The organism is Pseudomonas sp. NPDC086112, from assembly GCF_044746425.1.
GTDB lineage: Bacteria > Pseudomonadota > Gammaproteobacteria > Pseudomonadales > Pseudomonadaceae > Aquipseudomonas.
In genome coordinates, this window is the sequence record NZ_JBIVCD010000011.1 from 22,690 (window position 1) to 42,943 (window position 20,254).

Here is a 20,254-nt window from a genome sequence, read left to right on the forward strand (position 1 = left end):
CGCTCCTACGGAAATGTATGGTCGCGGATATCACGCGCATCCCGTAGGAGCGAGGCTTGCCCGCGAAGCTTTTAGGGATCGGTAGCGAGACAACAATCTGTTCGATAAACGAACACTCAGTCGATTATCGGATTGTTTAGCGTTTTTCAGGGGCTTAACCTTCAGTCATTCCGGCGCCGAACCTCGCGCCTTTTTCTACCACTGTCGGTTCATAAGAAAACGGGAGCCTGCCCCATGGCTGAAATCCTTTCGCTGCATGACGCGGTAAAGCAGTTCGTCAACGACGGCGATACCGTCGCGCTCGAAGGCTTTACTCACCTGATTCCTACGGCGGCGGGTCACGAAATCATCCGCCAGGGCAAGAAAGATCTGACCCTGGTGCGGATGACGCCCGACTTGATCTACGACCAATTGATCGGTGCCGGTTGTGCTCGCAAGCTGATTTTCTCCTGGGGCGGTAACCCAGGTGTGGGCTCGCTGCACCGTCTGCGTGACGCGGTCGAAAGGCAGTGGCCGCATGCGCTGGAAATCGAAGAGCACAGTCACGCCGACCTGGCCAATGCCTACGTCGCGGGCGCTTCGGGCTTACCGTTCGCGGTGCTGCGCGCCTACGCCGGTTCCGACCTGCCGAAGGTCAACCCGCTGATCAAAACCGTCACGTGCCCGTTCACCGGCGAAGTGTTGGCGGCGGTGCCGTCGGTGCGACCGGACATCACCGTGATTCACGCGCAGAAAGCCGACCGCAAAGGCAACGTGCTGCTCTGGGGCATTCTCGGTGTGCAGAAAGAAGCGGCGCTGGCCGCCAAGCGCTGCATCGTCACTGTTGAAGAAATCGTCGACGACCTCAACGCACCGATGAACGCTTGCGTGCTGCCGACCTGGGCCTTGAGCGCGGTCTGCCATGTGCCGGGTGGCGCGCATCCGTCCTACGCCCACGGTTACACCGAACGCGACAACCGCTTCTATCAAGCCTGGGACCCGATTGCCCGCGACCGTGAAACCTTCACCGCGTGGATCAACGAGTACATCCACGGTTGCGCTGACTTCAGTGAGTTCCAGGCCAAGCTGGCCGCTGCTTCGGAGGCCAAGTAATGACTTACACCACCAATGAAATGATGACCGTCGCCGCCGCCCGCCGTCTGAAAAACGGTTCGGTATGCTTCGTCGGCATCGGCCTGCCGTCGAAAGCCGCCAACCTGGCACGTCTGACTTCCTCGCCAGATGTCGTCCTGATCTATGAATCGGGTCCGATCGGTGCCAAGCCCAGCGTACTGCCGTTGTCGATCGGCGACGGTGAACTGGCGGAAACCGCCGACACTGTCGTCCCGACCGGTGAGATTTTTCGCTACTGGTTGCAGGGCGGGCGCATCGACGTCGGTTTCCTCGGTGCTGCGCAAGTCGACCGTTTCGGCAACATCAACACCACGGTGGTGGGCGACTACCATCAGCCGAAAGTTCGCCTGCCGGGCGCCGGTGGCGCACCGGAGATCGCCGGTTCCGCCAAAAGCGTACTGATCATCCTCAAGCAGTCGGCGCGCTCCTTTGTCGACAAGCTCGACTTCATCACCTCGGTCGGCCATGGCGAGGGCGGTGATTCACGCAAGCGTCTCGGCCTGCCGGGCGCCGGTCCTGTCGGCATTATTACCGACCTGTGCATCATGGAACCCGAAGCGGATACTCATGAATTCGTGGTAACCGCGCTGCACCCAGGCGTGACTCGCGAGCAAGTGATTGCCGCCACCGGCTGGGCGATTCGTTTTGCCGATCAGGTGGAAAACACCGCCGAGCCCACCGATGTCGAGTTGACGGCGCTGCGCGATCTGGAAGCCCGCACCGCTGCCGCCCACGGCCAAGCACCCGGAGAAGCCTGATGCGTGACGTTTATATCTGCGACGCCATTCGCACCCCCATCGGCCGTTTCGGCGGCGGCCTGTCGGCGGTTCGCGCCGATGATCTGGCCGCCGTGCCGATCAAGGCACTGATGGCGCGCAACCCCTCGGTGGACTGGAGCGCGGTGGATGAGGTGTTCCTCGGTTGCGCCAACCAGGCCGGCGAAGACAACCGTAACGTGGCACGCATGGCGTTGTTGTTGGCGGGCCTGCCGGAAACCATTCCCGGGGTCACCCTCAATCGCCTGTGCGCTTCGGGCATGGATGCGATCGGCACCGCATTCCGGGCCATCGCCAGCGGCGAGATGGAGCTGGCGATTGCCGGCGGCGTCGAGTCGATGTCTCGCGCACCGTTCGTGATGGGCAAGGCCGATGCGGCGTTCTCGCGCAACATGAAACTGGAAGACACCACCATCGGCTGGCGTTTCATCAACCCGTTGATGAAAGCCCAATACGGTGTGGATGCGATGCCGCAGACCGCCGATAACGTGGCCGACGATTACCGGATTTCCCGCGCCGATCAGGATGCGTTCGCCCTGCGCAGTCAGCAACGCACGGCCGCCGCGCAAGCCGCCGGATTTTTCGCCGAAGAAATCGTCGAAGTGCGCATTGCCCACAAGAAGGGTGAAAGCGTGGTCATGCAGGACGAGCATCCCCGTGCTGACACGACACTGGAAACCCTGGCCAAACTCAAACCGGTCAATGGCCCGGACAAAACCGTCACCGCTGGCAATGCCTCCGGGGTGAACGACGGTGCGGCGGCGTTGATTCTGGCTTCTGGCGACGCGGTGAAGAAACATGGCCTGACTGCTCGCGCCAAAGTGCTGGGCATGTCGAGTGCCGGTGTCGCACCCAGGGTGATGGGCATTGGCCCGGTGCCGGCGGTGCGTAAATTGACTGAGCGCCTGGGCCTGGCGGTCAGTGATTTCGACGTGATCGAGCTCAACGAAGCGTTCGCCAGCCAAGGTTTGGCGGTGTTGCGTGAACTGGGGCTGGCGGATGACGCCGCCCAGGTCAACCCGAACGGTGGCGCCATTGCCTTGGGCCATCCGCTGGGCATGAGCGGCGCGCGTCTGGTACTGACCGCGCTGCATCAGCTGGAAAAGACCGGTGGCAAGAAAGGTCTGGCGACCATGTGCGTCGGTGTCGGCCAGGGTCTGGCCTTGGCGATCGAACGGGTCTGACACCCTTGGCTGTGAATAAAGCGTCGACTAATAAGAACTGAGGAAAGCGTAATGACTGACAAGCCTGGTTACCGTCGCCCGCAGACGGGCACTCAGCCGGAATACCTGCACCCTCCTTATCAATCCACCAACCTTCGCTCGCCCTCCAAACCGTTGGTGTTTTTGCCTCATTCGCTGTCGGAAATCACCGGGCCGACCATCGGCGCCGAGCGCATTCAAGCGCAGGACAACGACCTGACCGCGCAGCATCAGGGTGAACCACTGGGTGAACGGATCATCATTCACGGCCGTGTGCTGGATGAAAACGGTCTGCCGGTGCCGGGGATTCTGGTGGAGATCTGGCAGGCTAACGCCGCCGGTCGCTACAACCATGCGCGCGACCTGCACGACGCACCGCTGGACCCGAACTTCACCGGCACCGGCCGCACCGTGACCGACGCCGATGGCTGGTATCAGTTCCAGACCATCAAGCCTGGCGCCTATCCGTGGGGTAACCATCACAACGCCTGGCGCCCGGCGCACATCCATTTCTCACTGTTCGGGCCGAGCATTCTGACGCGCCTGGTGACGCAGATGTATTTCCCGGGCGACCCGTTGCTGGCTTACGACCCGATCTACAACTGTGTGCCTGATACGAGTGCCAAAGAGCGCCTGATCGCCCGTTTCGACCTGGAAAAAACCATCCCTTCCTACGCCCTCGGTTATCGCTGGGACATCGTCTTGCGCGGCCGCGAAGCCACGCCGATGGAGAAATAAGATGACGCTGAACGCGACCACGTCCCACACCGTCGGGCCGTATTACCACATCGGCCTGACCTGGCTGAACCGTGAAGACCTGACCGTTGCACAGACCCTCGGCGAGCGCGTGGCGATCACCGGGCAAGTCGTCGATGGCAACGGCGACTTCGTCAACGACGCGATGCTCGAAGTCTGGCAGGCCAACGCCGCCGGCAAGTACGACCATCCCGAAGACGATCAGGACAAACCCTTGGACCCGAATTTCGAAGGGTTTGGCCGGGTGCCGGTGGATGCAGAAGGGCGCTTTCGATTTACCACGATCAAACCGGGCACAGTGGAAGGCCTGAAGGGCACGACCCAGGCGCCGCATTTGGTGGTACTGGTGTTTGCTCGCGGGTTGGTAAAGCACTTGCTGACGCGGATTTACTTTGATGGCGAACCGGCCAACGTGGCGGACCCGTTGCTGGAGTGCGTGCCAGCAGAGCGCCGCAGCACCTTGCTGGCGAAGCGGGATGCTGCGGGTGTTTATCAGTGGAATGTGGTTCTGCAGGGGACGGATGCCGAGACGGTGTTTTTTGATTATTGATTGAGCGCCGCAAAACCTGTGGGAGCGGGCTTGCTCGCGAAGGCGGTGTGTCAGGCGACATCAATGTTGGCTGTGCCGCCGTCTTCGCGAGCAAGCCCGCTCCCACAGGGATAGCATTGCCAATTGTGGAACGGGATTGTTGCGAGGTGTGTCTAGACTCTCACGGTCCCCAAAAGAGTGAAGAACGATGACAACCCTCACAGCTCTCTACACCAGTGAAGAACGCAACAAAAGGATCTTTGCGATTGTCGGCGCCTCGTCCGGCAACCTGGTTGAATGGTTCGACTTTTACGTCTACGCCTTCTGCGCAATCTATTTCGCCCCGGCGTTTTTCCCGTCCGACAACCCCACGGTACAGCTGGTAAACACCGCGGGCGTATTCGCTGCCGGGTTTCTGATGCGGCCTATCGGCGGTTGGATCTTCGGTCGGGTGGCGGACAAACACGGGCGCAAGAATTCGATGTTGATCTCGATTCTGATGATGTGCTTCGGTTCGTTGCTCATCGCCTGCCTGCCGACCTACAACAGCATCGGGGTCTGGGCGCCGATCATGCTGTTGTTCGCGCGCTTGCTGCAGGGTTTGTCGGTGGGCGGTGAGTACGGCACCACCGCGACCTACATGAGCGAAGTCGCCCTCAAGGGCCAGCGCGGTTTCTTTGCCTCATTCCAGTATGTGACGCTGATTGGCGGGCAGTTGCTGGCGGTGTCGCTGGTAGTGGTCCTGCAGCAGTTCCTCAGCGAGGATGAATTGCGTGCCTATGGCTGGCGAATTCCGTTCGTGGTCGGTGCGGCTGCGGCATTGATTTCGTTGTTCCTGCGTCGTGCGCTCAAGGAAACCACCAGCAAGGAAATGCGCGAAAACAAGGACGCCGGCAGCATCCGTGCACTGTTCCGCGATCACAAGGCTGCGTTCATCACCGTGCTGGGTTACACCGCCGGCGGTTCGCTGATTTTCTACACCTTCACCACGTACATGCAGAAGTACCTGGTGAATACCGCCGGCATGCACGCCAAGACCGCGAGCTACATCATGACCGGCGCGCTGTTCCTTTATATGTGCATGCAACCGTTCTTCGGCATGCTCGCCGACAAGATCGGCCGGCGCAATTCGATGCTGTGGTTCGGCGCCCTCGGGACGTTGTGCACCGTACCGATTCTGTTGAGCCTGAAAAGTGTCAGCAGTCCGTTCCTGGCCTTTGTCCTGATTACCCTGGCGCTGGCAATCGTGAGTTTCTACACCTCGATCAGCGGTCTGGTGAAAGCCGAAATGTTCCCGCCAGAGGTACGCGCCTTGGGCGTCGGCCTGGCGTATGCGGTGGCCAATGCAATCTTCGGCGGTTCGGCGGAGTATGTGGCGCTGAGCCTTAAAGCCGGCGGCATGGAAAACTCGTTCTACTGGTACGTGACGGTGATGATGGCGGTCGCGTTCCTGTTCAGCCTGCGTCTGCCAAAACAGGCGAAGTATTTGCAAAACGACCTTTGATCTTTACGCGAGGGCCTGACCGGCCCTCGCCTGCAAGGACTGTTTATGAATCAGCGACCGGGCAATCAATTGTTCGATGCCTACTTCACGGCACGCGACATGCGTGAGGTGTTCTGCGATCAGGGCCGGGTTCAGGCCATGCTTGATTTCGAAGCGGCACTGGCCCGGGCCGAGGCGCGGGTCGGGCTGATTCCGCAGGCGGCTGTCGCATCTATCGACGCGGCATGTCGGGCCGAGCATTACGACTTCGCCGCGCTGGGTGAGGCGATTGCCACGGCGGGCAATTCGGCGATTCCGCTGGTCAAGGCGTTGGGCAAACAGATCGCAAAGAACAATGCCGAAGCCGAGCGTTACGTGCATCTGGGCGCGACCAGCCAGGATGTAATGGACACCGGCCTGGTGTTGCAACTGCGCCGCGCGCTGGAATTGATCGAAGCTGATCTGGCGCAACTGGGGGAAACCCTCGCGACCCAGGCCAGGCGTTACGTCGCCACGCCAATGGCCGGACGCACTTGGCTGCAGCATGCGACGCCGGTCACCCTCGGGATGAAAATCGCCGGTTGGCTGGGGGCGGTGACGCGTAGCCGTCAGCGTCTGCTGGAACTCAAACCGCGCCTGTTGGTGCTGCAATTCGGTGGTGCCTCCGGCACCCTCGCGGCCCTCGGCGAGCAGGCGATGCCGATTGCCGAAGCCTTGGCCGCAGACCTGCAACTGACCTTGCCGGAACAACCGTGGCACACCCAGCGTGATCGTCTGGTGGAGTTTGGCGCGGTGCTCGGACTGATCGCTGGCAGCCTCGGCAAACTCGGTCGTGACATCAGCCTGTTGATGCAGACCGAGGCCGGCGAAGTGTTTGAACCGTCGGCGCCGGGCAAGGGCGGTTCTTCGACCATGCCGCACAAACGCAACCCGGTGGGCGCGGCGGTGCTGATCGGTGCGGCGACGCGGGTGCCGGGTTTGCTCTCGACCTTGTTCAGCGCGATGCCGCAGGAACACGAACGCAGCCTGGGCCTGTGGCATGCCGAATGGGAAACCCTGCCGGAGATTTGCTGTTTGGTGTCAGGCAGCCTGCAGCAAGCGCTGTTGGTGGCCGACGGACTGGAAGTGGATGCCGACCGCATGACACGCAACCTCGACCTGACCCAAGGCCTGGTGCTGGCCGAAGCCGTGAGCATTGTGCTGGCACAACGGGTTGGTCGCGACACTGCGCACCATCTATTGGAGCAGTGCTGCAAACGCGCAGTGGCCGAGCAACGTCATTTGCGCGCGGTGCTCGGCGACGAACCGCAGGTGACTGCCGAACTGTCGGACGCTGAACTCGATCATCTGCTGGACCCTGCCCATTACCTCGGTCAGGCCCATACCTGGGTCGAGCGAGCGGTGGCTGAACATTTTGCGTTGATAGCTTGAAGGAGACTGCCGTGGCATTCGTACAACTCGCCGAGGGCGAACTGCATTACCAAATCGAGGGCCCTAACGAGGCGCCGGTGTTGGTGCTGTCCAACTCGCTAGGCACCGACCTGCACATGTGGGACGCGCAAATTCCTGCGTTCACCGAGCATTTTCGCGTGCTGCGTTTCGATACCCGTGGTCACGGCCAATCATTGGTGACGCCGGGGCCGTACAGCATCGAGCAACTGGGCCGCGACGTGCTGGCGCTGCTGGATGCGCTGCACATCGAGCGCGCGCATTTCTGTGGTTTGTCCATGGGCGGGTTGATCGGCCAGTGGCTGGGGATCAATGCCGGTCAGCGATTGAACAAACTGATCGTGTGCAACACCGCGGCGAAAATCGGCGACCCGACGGTGTGGAATCCACGGATCGAAACCGTGTTGCGTGACGGAGCGGCAGCTATGGTCGCATTGCGTGATGCGTCGATTGCGCGTTGGTTCACTGCGGATTTTGCCGAGGCCAATCCGGCAGCGGTGAAGCGGATTACCGACATGCTCGCGGCCACGTCGCCTGAAGGTTACGCGGCCAATTGCGCGGCGGTGCGCGATGCCGATTTCCGTGATCAGCTGTCGTCGATTCAGGTGCCGTTGCTGGTGATTTCCGGCAGCGAAGATGCGGTGACGCCACCGTCCGGCGGGCATTTCATTCAGGCACATGTGCGGGGCGCGGAGTACGCCGAGTTCTACGCCGCGCACCTGTCCAACGTCCAGGCCGGCGCTGTATTCAGCGACCGAGTACTGGCGTTTTTGTCAGCTCATTGAGGGGATTGTTGTGGACGAGAAACAACGTTACGACGAGGGCCTGAACGTTCGCCGCGCAGTACTGGGCGACGCCCATGTCGACCGCAGCCTGAATGCGCTGACCGAGTTCAACTCGGAGTTCCAGGAGATGATCACCCGCCACGCCTGGGGCGACATCTGGACCCGCCCGGGCCTGCCGCGCCATACCCGTAGCCTGATCACCCTCGCGATGCTGATCGGCATGAACCGCAACGAAGAACTCAAACTGCATCTGCGCGCCGCCGCCAACAACGGCGTGACCCGCGGCGAGATCAAGGAAGTGATCATGCAGAGCGCGATCTACTGCGGCATCCCGGCGGCCAACGCGACCTTCCACTTGGCTGAATCGGTGTGGGATGAGTTGGGGGTTGAATCGCGGGAGTGATTCGCGAAAGTTGTGTTGTCTGAGCTGACGCCTTCGCGGGCAAGCCTCGCTCCTACAGGTTAACCATGACCTTGTAGGAGCGAGGCTTGCCCGCGAAGGCGTCCTGGAGTCTCACAACAAACTGATCGGATAGCTGACGATCAACCGGTTCTCGTCGAACTCGTTGTTGCTGAAGTCGCGGCGGATGGTGGAGTTGCGCCATTTGACGTTGAGGTCTTTGAGTGTACCGCTCTGCACGGTATAGCCCAGTTCGCTTTCACGGCCCCATTCCTTGCCGTCGCTGGTGGTTGCGGTGTGTACGTTGTCGCCGCTGATGTAGCGGTTCATCAACGTCAGGCCCGGCACGCCGAGGGCGGCGAAGTTGTAGTCGTGGCGCAATTGCCAGGATCTTTCCTTCGCATTGTCATAGCTGGCGTTGTAGCTGTCGTTGGCCAAGGTGCCGCCGCTGGTGCCGTTGACCCGCATCCAGGCGCTGTCACCGGTCAGTTTTTGCAGGCCGACGTAGAAGGTGTTGCCGCCATATTTGGCCGAGAACAGGCCCGACCAGGTCTTGTTGTCCAGCTCGCCGGCCCGGGCGCTGCCGTCATCCTTGCCGTAGAAGAACCCCAAATTGGCGCCAAATGTCCAGTCGCCCAGCGGTTGGGTGTGGACCAGGTTGACGTATTGCTGGCTGTAGATGTCCTTGAGTTCAGCGTTCCACAGGCCGATCTGGGTGCGCTTGCCGTTGAAGGCATATTCACCGCCCTGGAAGTTGAAGCGGTCTGAGGTGAACGCCGTTTTGCCAGTCATCGACATGTCATTCATGCTGCTGTCGTCGCGCGGGCTGTTGGCGCGGAACTGGCCGCCGTAGAGGGTCAGACCGTCGATTTCCTTCGAGGTGATCTGGCCGCCACGGAAGGTTTGCGGCAGCGAGCGACCGTCGTCCGAACGCAGGATCGGCAGCACCGGCATCCACTCGCCGACCTTCACTTCGGTCTGGGACAGCTTCGCCTTGAACGCCACGTTGGTGCGACCGAAGTTATCCGCCGGGCGACCATCGTGATCCAGCGGCAACAACTGCGTACCGCCGGTGCCTTTGCCGCCGTCGAGCTTGACCGAGTACAAACCCAGCACGTCCATGCCAAACCCGACGGTGCCCTGGGTGAACCCGGACTTGGCGTCGAGGATGAAGCTTTGCGTCCACTCTTCAGCCTTGCCCTGGCTTTTGGTCGGGTTGGTGAAGTTACGATTGATGTAGAAATTGCGCAGGTTCAGGTTGACCTTGGCGCCTTCGACAAAACCGGCTTCCTCGGCCATGGCGGGCAGGGCCGTATTGGCCAGTGCAACGGCGATGAGGCTGGGAAAGAAATACTGCGCGGTGGAAGGGGTCATGGGCTCGGGTCTCTCTAATTCTTGGGGATGAAACGGGGCGGTGCCGCAACGTTTGGGTTGCAGACATAAGATTTCGAATTCAGAAAAGTGGGGGCGAAGTCAGCCGGACAGGGCAGGGCGCGGGGACATGGTGTCGAACCTGTTGTTATTGGTTTTGTGCGACAGATGGTGAGGGAAAGGGACTAAACGGTTCAATCGGCGAGGGCGGGTTCTGGGCGATTATCGAACGGCAAAAGATCTTTTTATCTGGCTTTTCCCACCGCCAACAAAAAGCCCACCAATCGGTGGGCTTCGTGTTTTTACCGCGCTATCAGAACAACTTCATCTTCGGCGCTTCTTCTTTCAACGGCTCGTTCTTCGCCGTCTGTTCATTCCAGCCACCACCCAACGCCTTGTACAGATTGACTGCGCTGGTCAGCTGCGCCAGACGGTCGGTGATCAGCGCCTGTTGGGCACTGAACAACTGGCGCTGGGCATCGAGGAAGGTCAGGTTGCTGTCGACACCGATGCGGTAGCGACGCTCGGCCAGACGGTAGTAGTCCTGGTTGGCGCTGACGAAATCACGCTGAGCCTGCAACTGCTCGGTGTAGGTCTGGCGTGCGGCCAGGCCATCGGCGACTTCCTGGAAGGCCGTTTGAATGGACTTCTCGTAGTTCGCCACGCCGATGTCTTTCTGGATTTTGGAGTAATCCAGACTGGCGCGCAGGGAGCCGGCGTTGAAGATCGGCAAGTTGATCTGCGGCTGGAACAACCAGGTGCCCGAACCGCCCTTGAACAGACCGGACAGGTCCGGGCTCAGGGAGCCGGCATTGGCGGTCAGGCTGATGCTCGGGAAGAACGCAGCCCGTGCCGCGCCGATGTTGGCGTTGGCAGCCTTGAGGTTGTACTCGGCCTGAAGGATGTCCGGACGACGTTGCAGCAAGTCCGATGGCAGGCCGGCCGGCACTTCGCTCAGCACGTCGTCCGACAGTGGCTTGGCCGCTTGCAGATTGGCCGGGATACCGGTGCCGAGCAGCAACACCAGGCTGTTTTCATCCTGTGCGACCTGACGGGTGTATTTGGCCTGTTGTGCACGGGCGTTTTCCACCGAGGTACGCGACTGGGCCAGATCCAGCGCCGAGGCTACACCCACTTCGTTGCTGCGCGAGGTGAGCTTGTAGCTCTCCTCGAACGCACCGAGGGTTTCCTGGGTCAGTTTCAGCAGCTCTTTATCAGCCTGCCAGGTCAGGTAGGCATTGGCCACACTGGCCACCAGGCTGATCTGCGTGCTGCGGCGCGCTTCTTCTGTGGCGAAGTACTTCTGCAAGGCTTCTTCGCTCAGGCTGCGAACCCGACCGAACAGGTCGAGTTCATAGGCGCTGATGCCGACGGTGGCCGAGTAGGAACTGCTGATGGCTGCTTCACCGGTCTGCGAGGCCCGTGCCGGAACTCGCTGACGGCTGCCGCTGCCGGTGGCCGAAACGGCCGGGAACAGATCGGCACGCTGAATGCGGTATTGAGCCGCATAAGCGTCGATGTTCAGCGCCGCGACGCGCAGGTCACGGTTGTTCTCCAGCGCGGTCTGAATCAGCTGTTGCAGCGCCGGGTCGTGGAAAAACTGCTTCCAGCCTTGTTCGGCAGCGGCCTGGTTAGGCGCCTGGGCCGGCGAATAGGCCGGGCCTTGCGGGTATTGGCCCGCCACCGGTGCTTCAGGCTGCTGATAATCGGGTATCAGCGAGCAGCCGCTCAGCACGAAGGCGGCGACTGCGATGGAGAGTAGCGACTTGCTCATTAGCCAGCCTCTTTAGAAGGTTCAATAGCGTCATCCTGATCGGCGACTTTGCGCTGGCCCATGGACGACACGGTGACAAAGAACAAGGGGACCCAGAAGATCGCCAGCACAGTGGCTGTGATCATACCGCCAATCACCCCGGTACCGATCGCATGCTGGCTACCCGAACCTGCGCCCGTGGAAATGGCCAGCGGAACTACACCGAGCACGAACGCGAGCGAGGTCATGATGATCGGTCGCAGACGCATCCGGCAGGCTTCGATCGCGGCATCGCGCAAGCTACGTCCTTGCTCATGCAGTTCCTTGGCGAACTCGACGATCAGAATGGCGTTTTTCGCCGCCAGACCGATCGTGGTCAACAGCCCCACCTGGAAGTACACGTCGTTGGACAGGCCACGCATGCTGGTGGCCATCAGCGCACCGATAATCCCCAGCGGTACCACCAGCATCACCGCGATCGGGATCGACCAGCTTTCATACAGCGCCGCCAGACACAGGAACACCATCAGCAGCGACAAGGCGTACAACGCTGGCGCTTGCGAGCCGGACAGACGTTCCTCGTACGACAGGCCCGTCCAGGAAATACCGACACCGGCCGGCAGCTTCTTGGCCAGGGCTTCGACTTCGGCCATCGCTTCACCAGTGGAATGGCCTGGCGCCGGGGCACCGAGGATTTCCATCGCTTCTACGCCGTTGTAACGGGCCAGTTTCGGCGAACCGTAGATCCACTCACCCTTGGCGAACGACGAGAACGGAACCATGGTGCCGGCGCTGTTGCGTACGTACCACTTCTTCAGGTCTTCGGGGCTCATGCGAGCACCAGGCAGGCCTTGGATGTAAACCTTTTTCACGCGACCGCGGTCGATGAAGTCGTTCACATAGCTACTGCCCAGGGCAATCGACAGGGTGTTGTTGATGTCGGTGAGGGTCACGCCCAGAGCGCTGGCCTTCTCATCGTCGATTTCCAGCTGGTATTGCGGCTCGTCGTTCAGGCCGTTAGGACGGACTTGCGACAGGACCTTGCTTTGCGCCGCCATGCCGAGGAACTGGTTACGGGCTTCCATCAGCTTTGCGTGACCGATACCGGCGCGGTCCTGGAGGAACACGTCGAAACCGGTGGCGTTACCCAGTTCCAGTACAGCCGGTGGTGCGAAGGCAAACACCATGGCGTCGCGGAAGGTAAAGAAGTGCTGTTGGGCACGGGCCGCGAGTTTGAACACGCTGTTGTCGGCGTTACGTTCTTCCCACGGTTTGAGCATGATGAACGCCATACCCGAACTCTGACCACGGCCAGCGAAGTTGAAGCCGGTCACGGTAAACACCGAGGCCACTGCATCGCCTTCACCGCCCTCCGAGCTCGGACGCAGCAGGAATTCGCGCATTTCGTCCACGACCACTTGCGTACGCTGGGAGCTGGAACCGGCCGGTGTCTGCACTTGCGCAAACAGTACACCCTGGTCTTCTTCCGGCAGGAACGCCGTTGGAATACGGGTGAACAGCCAGATCATGCCGACCACAATGATCAGGTACGCCAGCAGGTATGGAGCCTTGTGCGCGAGCATGTTGCCCACGCCGCGCTCGTAGCTTTTGACGCCACGGTCGAAGCTGCGGTTGAACCAGCCGAAGAAGCCGCGTTTCGGCGTGCCGTGCTCACCTTTCGGAATCGCCTTGAGCATGGTTGCGCAGAGCGCCGGGGTGAAGATCAATGCCACCAATACCGACAAGGCCATGGCCGAAACGATGGTGATCGAGAACTGCTTGTAGATCACACCGGTGGAGCCACTGAAGAACGCCATCGGCAGCAGTACCGCCGACAGCACCAGGGCGATACCGACCAGGGCACCCTGGATCTGCCCCATGGATTTCTTGGTGGCCTCCTTGGGTGACAGGCCTTCTTCGCTCATGACCCGTTCGACGTTTTCCACCACGACGATGGCATCGTCCACCAGCAAGCCGATGGCCAATACCATACCGAACATGGTCAGGGTGTTGATGCTGAAGCCGAACGCCGCGAGAATCCCGAACGTACCCAGCAATACCACCGGCACGGTCATCGTGGTGATGACGGTGGCGCGGAAGTTTTGCAGGAACAGGAACATCACCAGGAACACCAGCACGATCGCTTCGACCAGGGTTTCAACCACGCCTTTGATCGACTCGGTCACCACCGGGGTGGTGTCGTACGGGAACACCACTTCCATCCCTTCCGGGAAGAAAGGCTTGAGGGTGTCGATGGTATTGCGCAGGGCTTTTGCGGTGTCGAGGGCGTTGGCGCCGTTGGCCAGTTTCACCGCCAGACCGGAAGCCGGGGCGCCGTTGAACTGGGCGCTGATCGAGTAGTTTTCGCCACCCAGACCGACTTCCGCAACGTCGCCGACACGTACTTGCGAGCCGTCCTTGTTGACCTTCAGCAGGATCGCCTTGAACTGCTCGGCGGTCTGCAGACGGGTCTTGCCGATGATCGTCGCGTTCAGCTGTTGGCCGGGCAAGGCAGGCAAGCCGCCGAGTTGACCGGACGAGACCTGGACGTTCTGCGCCGCGATGGCGGTTTTCACGTCCACCGGGGTCAGGTTGTAGTTGTTCAGCTTGGCCGGGTCCAGCCAGATCCGCATCGCGTACTGGGCACCGAAGACCTGGAAGTCACCGACACCGGCGGTGCGCGAAATCGGGTCTTGCATGTTCGACACGATGTAGTTGGACAGGTCGTCCTTGGTCATGCTGCCGTCGCGCGATACCACGCCGATGACCATCAGGAAGTTTTTCACCGACTTGGTCACGCGGATGCCCTGTTGCTGCACTTCTTGCGGCAGCAGTGGGGTGGCCAGGTTCAGCTTGTTCTGGACCTGAACCTGCGCGGTATCGGAGTTGGTGCCCTGCTCGAAGGTCGCGGTAATGGTCATGTTGCCGTCGGAGTTACTTTCCGAGGAGACATAACGCAGGTTATCGATACCGTTGAGCTGTTGCTCGATCACTTGCACCACGGTGTCCTGCACGGTTTGTGCAGATGCGCCCGGGTAGGTCACCGAGATCGCAATAGCTGGAGGCGCAATGCTCGGGTATTGGTTGATCGGCAGTTTGAGAATCGATAGAGCCCCGACCAGCATAATCACCAGGGCAATTACCCAGGCGAAAATCGGACGGTCGATAAAAAATTTCGACATGGTTTACTCCCCTTTGCCGCCGGCAGCAGTGTTAGCTGCCTGTGCGGTGGCCGGGCTCTTTGCGCCAACGTTAGTGGCTTCAGTGGCTTTCACTTCAACGCCAGGTCTGACGAATTGCAGCCCTTCGGTGATCACGCGATCGCCTGCCTTCAGCCCGTCTTCAATCAGCCATTGGTTACCGACAGTGCGGCTGGCCTTGAGCTGACGCAGTTCGACCTTGTTGTCCGGACCGACGACCAGCGCGGTCGGAGAGCCTTTGAGGTCGCGGGTCACGCCTTGTTGCGGGGCCAGAATCGCCGCGCTGTCCACACCAGCCTGCAACTGAGCGTGAACGAACATGCCAGGCAGCAGGGTGTGATCAGGGTTCGGGAACACGGCACGCAGGGTCACGGAGCCGGTGGTCTGGTCAACCGACACTTCGGAGAACTCGAGTTTGCCGTCCAGCTGGTACTGGCTGCCGTCTTCGAGCGTCAGCTTGACCGCGGCGGCATTATCGCCAGCCTTTTGCAGGCGACCGCTTTCCAGTTCGCGACGCAGCTCAAGCAGCTCCACCGAAGACTGGGTGACGTCGACATAGATCGGGTCCAGTTGCTGGATGACGGCCATGGCGTCGGTTTGGCCATTGCTGACCAGCGCGCCTTCAGTCACCGACGAACGGCCGATGCGACCGGAGATCGGTGCGTAAACCTTGGTGTAGCGCACGTTGATCTGGGCGCTTTGCAGGGACGCTTCCGATTGCAGGCGGTTGGCCAGCGCGGTGTCGTATTCCTGACGGCTGACAGCCTGTTCGTCGACCAGTTGCTTGTAGCGGTCGGAGATCGACTTGGTCGAACGCAGGTTGGCTTCGGCGCTTTTCAGGGTCGCGTCATAGACCGATGGGTCGATCTGATAAAGCTGCTGACCGGCCTTGACGTCGCCGCCTTCCTTGAACAGTCGCTTGAGAATGATGCCGTTGACCTGTGGGCGAACTTCGGCGATGCGGAACGCGCTGGTGCGCCCCGGAAGTTCGGACGTCAGGGTGAAGGCTTGAGGTTGCAGGGTTACGACGCCGACCTGAGGGGCTGGTGCGGCAGGTGCCGCCTCTTCCTTTTTACATCCGCTGAGCAGCGATGCCAGGGCGACGGCAGTAACCAGAGCGGTAACAGCTGGCTTGAATTGCATGAAGATCCTCGGGTCAGGCGCGCAATTGCGCACAAGAAATGTGGAAGGTTAAAAATTTTTTGCCGGGTGGATAAGTAGCTTGCTAAGGAATATACTTACGTTCATGGTTGTTTGTAAAGGCTTGGCGGAGTATCCACACGGTTACAAAAGCCATCCAAAGGTTTGAATTGTAGGCCGCAGACGAAGCCCGAGAGCGCTCGCCCCACTTTTCTTCAGCTGATATTCAGACGTCGCTGAAGCACCCCTGATTGAGGTTTTACTGCCATGGTCCGTCGTACCAAAGAGGAAGCTCAAGAAACCCGAAGCCAGATACTCGAAGCGGCAGAAAAAGCCTTCTACGAGCGGGGCGTGGCCCGCACGACGCTGGCGGATATCGCTACCCTGGCCGGCGTGACTCGCGGGGCCATCTACTGGCATTTCAGTAATAAGGCGGATCTGGTGCAGGCGATGCTCGATACCTTGCATGAGCCGCTGGATGAAATGGCCAAGGCCAGTGAAAGCGAAGATGAACTCGATCCGCTGGGCTGCATGCGCAAGCTGCTGATTCATTTGTTTCATCAAGTTGCCCTGGACCCGAAAACCCGACGCATCAATGAGATTCTGTTTCATAAGTGCGAATTCACTGATGAAATGTGCGACCTGCGCCAGCAGCGCCGAACGGTCAGTCTCGATTGCAATGTGCGAATCGCGCTGGCCCTGAGTAATGCGGTGAATCGCGGGCAGTTGCCGGAAGACCTTGACACTGCTCGCGCGGCCATCAGCCTGCATGCGTACGTCGATGGCATTCTGTATCAGTGGCTATTGGCTCCCGACAGTTTTCAACTGCACACCGAAGCCGAGCGCTGTGTCGATACAGGGTTGGATATGCTGCGCTTGAGTCCCAGTCTGCGCAAATGAAACAAAATGCGTAATTGGATCCATTTGTGTCAAGACTTGAAGCGAGAAGACGCCCTCGCTTCACTCGCCTTTTTGTAATGGGGTGCTTTTATATAGGTACGTTCGCCGAGTTGATAGGTAGCGAGCTACGTATTTTGTAGGAATTTTGTGTCGAGTCTGTGAATGAATGTTAACAACCCGGGCTACAAGGGCGCCGAGCAGCCGATAAAGGGTATCGCACTGATTTGCCTGGCGGTGTTGTTATTCGCCAGTCACGATACGTTGTCCAAATACCTGTCCGGGTTTTACCCGATCGTGATGGTGGTGTGGGCACGCTACGTGGTGCACACCTTGTTGATGCTGGTGATTTTCGTGCCGCGCACTGGTTTTTCAGCGGTGGTGCGTACCAAACGGCCCGGGTTGCAGTTTCTGCGGGCCCTGTGCCTGATCGGCACCAGCCTGTTTTTTACCACCGGCCTGCGTTACATCCCCTTGGCCGAAGCCACGGCCGTTAACTTCCTTGCTCCACTATTAGTGACGGCGCTGTCTGTGCCGTTGCTGCATGAGCGGGTGACGCGTAACCAATGGCTGGCGGTGCTGGGTGGGTTTGTTGGCGTGTTGATCGTCGTGCGGCCTGGTGGGGCGCTGTTCACCCCGGCGATTCTGCTGCCGCTGTGTTCGGCGCTGTGTTTTGGCTTCTATCAATTGCTCACCCGCATGCTCAGCGGTATCGACAGCCCGACCACCAGCAACTTTCTGACCGGTATTCTCAACAGCCTGATCATGACTGCGTTGTTGCCGTTTTTCTGGAGCACGCCAACGTTGCTGCACGGCCTGTTCATGATCGGGCTGGGCACTTGCGGCATGCTCGGTCACATGTTGTTGACCCAGGCCTTCCGCCATGCAGCGCCGGCGATGTTGGCACCGTTCAGTTATGGGCAGATCCTGTTTGCGGGGATGTACGGGTATTTGATCTTCGACCATACCCCGGACAGCTTCGGCGTGATCGGGATCACGGTGATTTGCCTCAGCGGTCTTGCGGTCGCCTGGGGACAGCGCAAGCGCTGACAAGATCTGTAGGAGCTGCCGAAGGCTGCGATCTTTTGATCTTCTCTATGCAAAATGCAAAAGCCCCGGCTCTTTCGAGTCGGGGCTTTTGCATTTCAACGGCGGATGTTTACAGCACCGGGTAGTCGATGTAACCGACCGGCCCCTTCGCATAGAACAGTTCCGGACGTGCTTCATTCAACGGCGCATCGGCCTTCAAACGCGCCGGCAGGTCCGGGTTGGCGATAAACGGTACACCGAACGCCACCGCATCGGCCTTGCCACTGGCCAGCCACTCGTTGGCGCTGTCCTTGGTGAAGCGTTCGTTGGCGATGTACGGGCCGCCGAAGGCTTCTTTCAGTTGTGGGCCGAGGCTGTCGCCGGCTTCTTTTTCGCGCGAGCAAATGAAGGCGATGCCACGCTTGCCCAATTCGCGAGCGACATAAGTGAAGGTCTCGGACAGGTTGTCGTCGCCCATGTCATGGAGATCGGCACGTGGTGACAGGTGCACACCCACGCGGCCCGCGCCCCAGATTTCGATGGCGGCATCGGTCACTTCCAGCAACAGGCGCGCACGGTTTTCCAGGGAGCCGCCATAGTTGTCGGTGCGCTGGTTGGTGCTGCTTTGCAGGAATTGGTCGAGCAGGTAACCGTTGGCGCCGTGGATTTCCACACCGTCGAAACCGGCCGCCTTGGCGTTCTCGGCACCCACGCGGTAAGCGTCGATGATGTCGGCGATTTCCGCGGTTTCCAGGGCGCGCGGGGTAGGGAAGTCGGCCAATGGACGCACCAGGCTGACATGACCCTTGGGCTGGATGGCACTCGGCGCGACCGGTGCTTCGCCGTTCAGGTACAAGGGGTGGGAAATCCGGCCCACGTGCCACAGTTGCAGGAAGATTTTGCCGCCAGCGCCGTGGATCGCTTTGGTCACGTTGCTCCAGCCGCGCACCTGGTCGTTGGACCAGATACCGGGAGTGTCCGGGTAACCCACGCCGATTGGCGTGACCGACGTGGCTTCGCTGAGGATCAGACCGGCAGAGGCGCGCTGCACGTAGTACTCGGCCATCAGCGCATTCGGCACACGGCCTTCGTCGGCGCGGCAGCGGGTCAGCGGTGCCATGATGATACGGTTGGCCAACTCGAGGTCGCCCAGTTTGATCGGATCGAAAATAGTCGTCATTTAATACAACCCTCGTTAAAGATCAGTTAGTAACAGGGGCCAGTTCGGCATTGCCGCTCTGACGGAAAGTAATCAGGGTCACCAGCAGGGCAAGTACAGCCAGTGCGGCTGCCGCGAGCGGCACGCGGGTGAGACCGAAGCCGTGGGCGATGACGCTGCCGCCGACCCAGGCACCGAGTGCGTTGCCGACGTTGAAAGCGCCGATGTTCAGGGTCGACACCAGATTCGGTGCCGCCTTGCCGTAGGTCACAACATTCACTTGCAGCGCGGGTACGGCGGCGAAGCACGCGGTGGCCCAGAGGAATAGAGTGATTTCGGTCGGGATCACGGCAATGCTGGTCCAGGTCAGCACGGTGGACACGACCGCCATGGTGATGAACACACCGATCAGCGTCGCGGCCAGGCTTTTGTCAGCCAACTTGCCGCCGATGATGTTGCCGACCGTCAGGCCCAGGCCGATGAGCATCAAGGTCCAGGTCACGCCGCGTGGCGAGACTCCGGTGACCTCGCCCAACAGCGGGGCGACATAGGTGAACAAGGTGAAGACCGAGGCAGCGAATAGCGCAGTCATGCTCAAGGACAGCCAGATGCCGGCGCCCTTGAGGGCGCGCAGTTCGGCGCGCATATCGAGTTTCTCTTCATCGCGCTTGGCCGGCAGGAAGCGGATCAGGCCGATCAGTGCAATCACACCGATCACGGTCACCGCCCAGAAGGTCGAACGCCAGCCGGCTTCCTGACCGAGCGCGGTGCCCAGCGGCACGCCGAGAACGTTGGCCAGAGTCAGGCCGGTGAACATCAGGGCCACGGCCGATGCACGTTTGTTGGCCGGCACCAGACCTGCCGCCACCACCGAACCGATGCCGAAGAAGGCACCGTGACACAGCGCGGTGACCACACGGGCAAACATCAAAACGTTGTAGTCACTGGCCAGGGCGCAGAGCAGGTTGCCGATAATGAAAATGCCCATCAACGCTACCAAAGCGGCCTTGCGCGGCAGCCTGGCGGTGGCCAGTGCCATGAACGGTGCACCGATGGCCACGCCCAAGGCGTAACCGGTCACCAGCCAGCCGGCGCCGGGGATCGACACACCGAGATCGGCCGCCACCTCGGGCAACAGGCCCATGATGACGAACTCGGTGGTGCCGATGGCGAAGGCGCTCAAGGCCAGAATGAGTAGCGAGAGGGGCATTG

The 20,254-nt window shown here is 60.5% G+C and carries 17 protein-coding genes; 11 read left to right on the top strand and 6 right to left on the bottom strand.

From position 1 onward, the window contains the following. The first annotated feature begins 234 nt into the window (after nucleotides 1-234). The 9 genes from ACIPLA_RS10405 to pcaC all read left to right on the top strand — a co-directional run bounded on the left by ACIPLA_RS10405 (nucleotide 235) and on the right by pcaC (nucleotide 8,496). Nucleotides 235-1,092 (top strand): CoA transferase subunit A, encoded by an 858-nt coding sequence (locus ACIPLA_RS10405; protein WP_007903838.1) that lies wholly within the window; start codon nucleotides 235-237, stop codon nucleotides 1,090-1,092. Further along, on the top strand, nucleotides 1,092-1,871 hold the full coding sequence (locus ACIPLA_RS10410; RefSeq protein ID WP_008005876.1) for a CoA-transferase subunit beta: 780 nt from the start codon (nucleotides 1,092-1,094) through the stop codon (nucleotides 1,869-1,871). Before ACIPLA_RS10405 ends, ACIPLA_RS10410 begins: the two co-directional genes overlap by 1 nt. After that, on the top strand, nucleotides 1,868-3,073 hold the full coding sequence (gene pcaF / locus ACIPLA_RS10415) for a 3-oxoadipyl-CoA thiolase (protein WP_218398578.1): 1,206 nt from the start codon (nucleotides 1,868-1,870) through the stop codon (nucleotides 3,071-3,073). The genes ACIPLA_RS10410 and pcaF overlap by 4 nt, the downstream gene beginning before the upstream one ends. Before the next feature lie 51 nt (nucleotides 3,074-3,124). Then, complete coding sequence (pcaH, locus tag ACIPLA_RS10420; RefSeq protein ID WP_401173077.1) at nucleotides 3,125-3,829, top strand: protocatechuate 3,4-dioxygenase subunit beta; 705 nt, start codon at nucleotides 3,125-3,127, stop codon at nucleotides 3,827-3,829. Between the two features lies 1 nt (nucleotide 3,830). Then, the gene (gene pcaG, locus ACIPLA_RS10425) at nucleotides 3,831-4,397 is read left to right on the top strand and encodes a protocatechuate 3,4-dioxygenase subunit alpha (RefSeq protein ID WP_008074562.1); all 567 of its coding nucleotides are present in this window, start codon (nucleotides 3,831-3,833) and stop codon (nucleotides 4,395-4,397) included. A 187-nt stretch (nucleotides 4,398-4,584) separates the two neighbouring features. Then, nucleotides 4,585-5,880, top strand: coding sequence for an MFS family transporter (locus ACIPLA_RS10430; protein WP_008074560.1), 1,296 nt, complete (start codon nucleotides 4,585-4,587; stop codon nucleotides 5,878-5,880). Nucleotides 5,881-5,925: 45 nt separating this feature from the next. Continuing rightward, a complete protein-coding gene (locus ACIPLA_RS10435; RefSeq protein ID WP_218398285.1) occupies nucleotides 5,926-7,290 on the top strand; it encodes a 3-carboxy-cis,cis-muconate cycloisomerase in 1,365 nt (454 codons plus the stop codon). An 11-nt stretch (nucleotides 7,291-7,301) separates the two neighbouring features. After that, nucleotides 7,302-8,093, top strand: coding sequence for a 3-oxoadipate enol-lactonase (gene pcaD, locus ACIPLA_RS10440; RefSeq protein ID WP_401173078.1), 792 nt, complete (start codon nucleotides 7,302-7,304; stop codon nucleotides 8,091-8,093). Nucleotides 8,094-8,103: 10 nt separating this feature from the next. Then, nucleotides 8,104-8,496 carry a 4-carboxymuconolactone decarboxylase gene (gene pcaC / locus ACIPLA_RS10445; protein WP_017336845.1) on the top strand — a complete coding sequence of 131 codons (393 nt, stop codon included), beginning with the start codon at nucleotides 8,104-8,106 and terminating at the stop codon, nucleotides 8,494-8,496. A 111-nt stretch (nucleotides 8,497-8,607) separates the two neighbouring features. On the opposite strand, the gene ACIPLA_RS10450 is transcribed toward pcaC, so the two are convergent. The 4 genes from ACIPLA_RS10450 to emhA all read right to left on the bottom strand — a co-directional run bounded on the left by ACIPLA_RS10450 (nucleotide 8,608) and on the right by emhA (nucleotide 15,960). Next, nucleotides 8,608-9,867: an OprD family porin gene (locus ACIPLA_RS10450; RefSeq protein ID WP_401173079.1), complete on the bottom strand. Its 1,260-nt coding sequence runs from the start codon at nucleotides 9,865-9,867 to the stop codon at nucleotides 8,608-8,610. Between the two features lie 310 nt (nucleotides 9,868-10,177). Further along, nucleotides 10,178-11,638: an efflux RND transporter outer membrane subunit EmhC gene (gene emhC / locus ACIPLA_RS10455; RefSeq protein ID WP_218398279.1), complete on the bottom strand. Its 1,461-nt coding sequence runs from the start codon at nucleotides 11,636-11,638 to the stop codon at nucleotides 10,178-10,180. Further along, on the bottom strand, nucleotides 11,638-14,799 hold the full coding sequence (emhB, locus tag ACIPLA_RS10460) for an efflux RND transporter permease subunit EmhB (RefSeq protein ID WP_218398277.1): 3,162 nt from the start codon (nucleotides 14,797-14,799) through the stop codon (nucleotides 11,638-11,640). Before emhB ends, emhC begins: the two co-directional genes overlap by 1 nt. A 3-nt stretch (nucleotides 14,800-14,802) precedes the next feature. Further along, nucleotides 14,803-15,960, bottom strand: coding sequence for an efflux RND transporter periplasmic adaptor subunit EmhA (gene emhA / locus ACIPLA_RS10465; protein WP_192344310.1), 1,158 nt, complete (start codon nucleotides 15,958-15,960; stop codon nucleotides 14,803-14,805). Nucleotides 15,961-16,224: 264 nt separating this feature from the next. On the opposite strand from emhA, the gene emhR reads away from it, so the two are divergent. Together emhR and ACIPLA_RS10475 are read left to right on the top strand one after the other, a co-directional pair. Further along, the gene (gene emhR, locus ACIPLA_RS10470; RefSeq protein WP_192344311.1) at nucleotides 16,225-16,857 is read left to right on the top strand and encodes an efflux system transcriptional repressor EmhR; all 633 of its coding nucleotides are present in this window, start codon (nucleotides 16,225-16,227) and stop codon (nucleotides 16,855-16,857) included. A 162-nt stretch (nucleotides 16,858-17,019) separates the two neighbouring features. Continuing rightward, complete coding sequence (locus tag ACIPLA_RS10475) at nucleotides 17,020-17,904, top strand: DMT family transporter (RefSeq protein WP_218398275.1); 885 nt, start codon at nucleotides 17,020-17,022, stop codon at nucleotides 17,902-17,904. 109 nt (nucleotides 17,905-18,013) lie between these two features. On the opposite strand, the gene ACIPLA_RS10480 is transcribed toward ACIPLA_RS10475, so the two are convergent. Together ACIPLA_RS10480 and ACIPLA_RS10485 are read right to left on the bottom strand one after the other, a co-directional pair. Further along, nucleotides 18,014-19,063: an alkene reductase gene (locus ACIPLA_RS10480; protein ID WP_192344313.1), complete on the bottom strand. Its 1,050-nt coding sequence runs from the start codon at nucleotides 19,061-19,063 to the stop codon at nucleotides 18,014-18,016. Between the two features lie 22 nt (nucleotides 19,064-19,085). Then, a complete protein-coding gene (locus ACIPLA_RS10485) occupies nucleotides 19,086-20,252 on the bottom strand; it encodes an MFS transporter (protein WP_008010859.1) in 1,167 nt (388 codons plus the stop codon). Nucleotides 20,253-20,254: the final 2 nt, after the last annotated feature.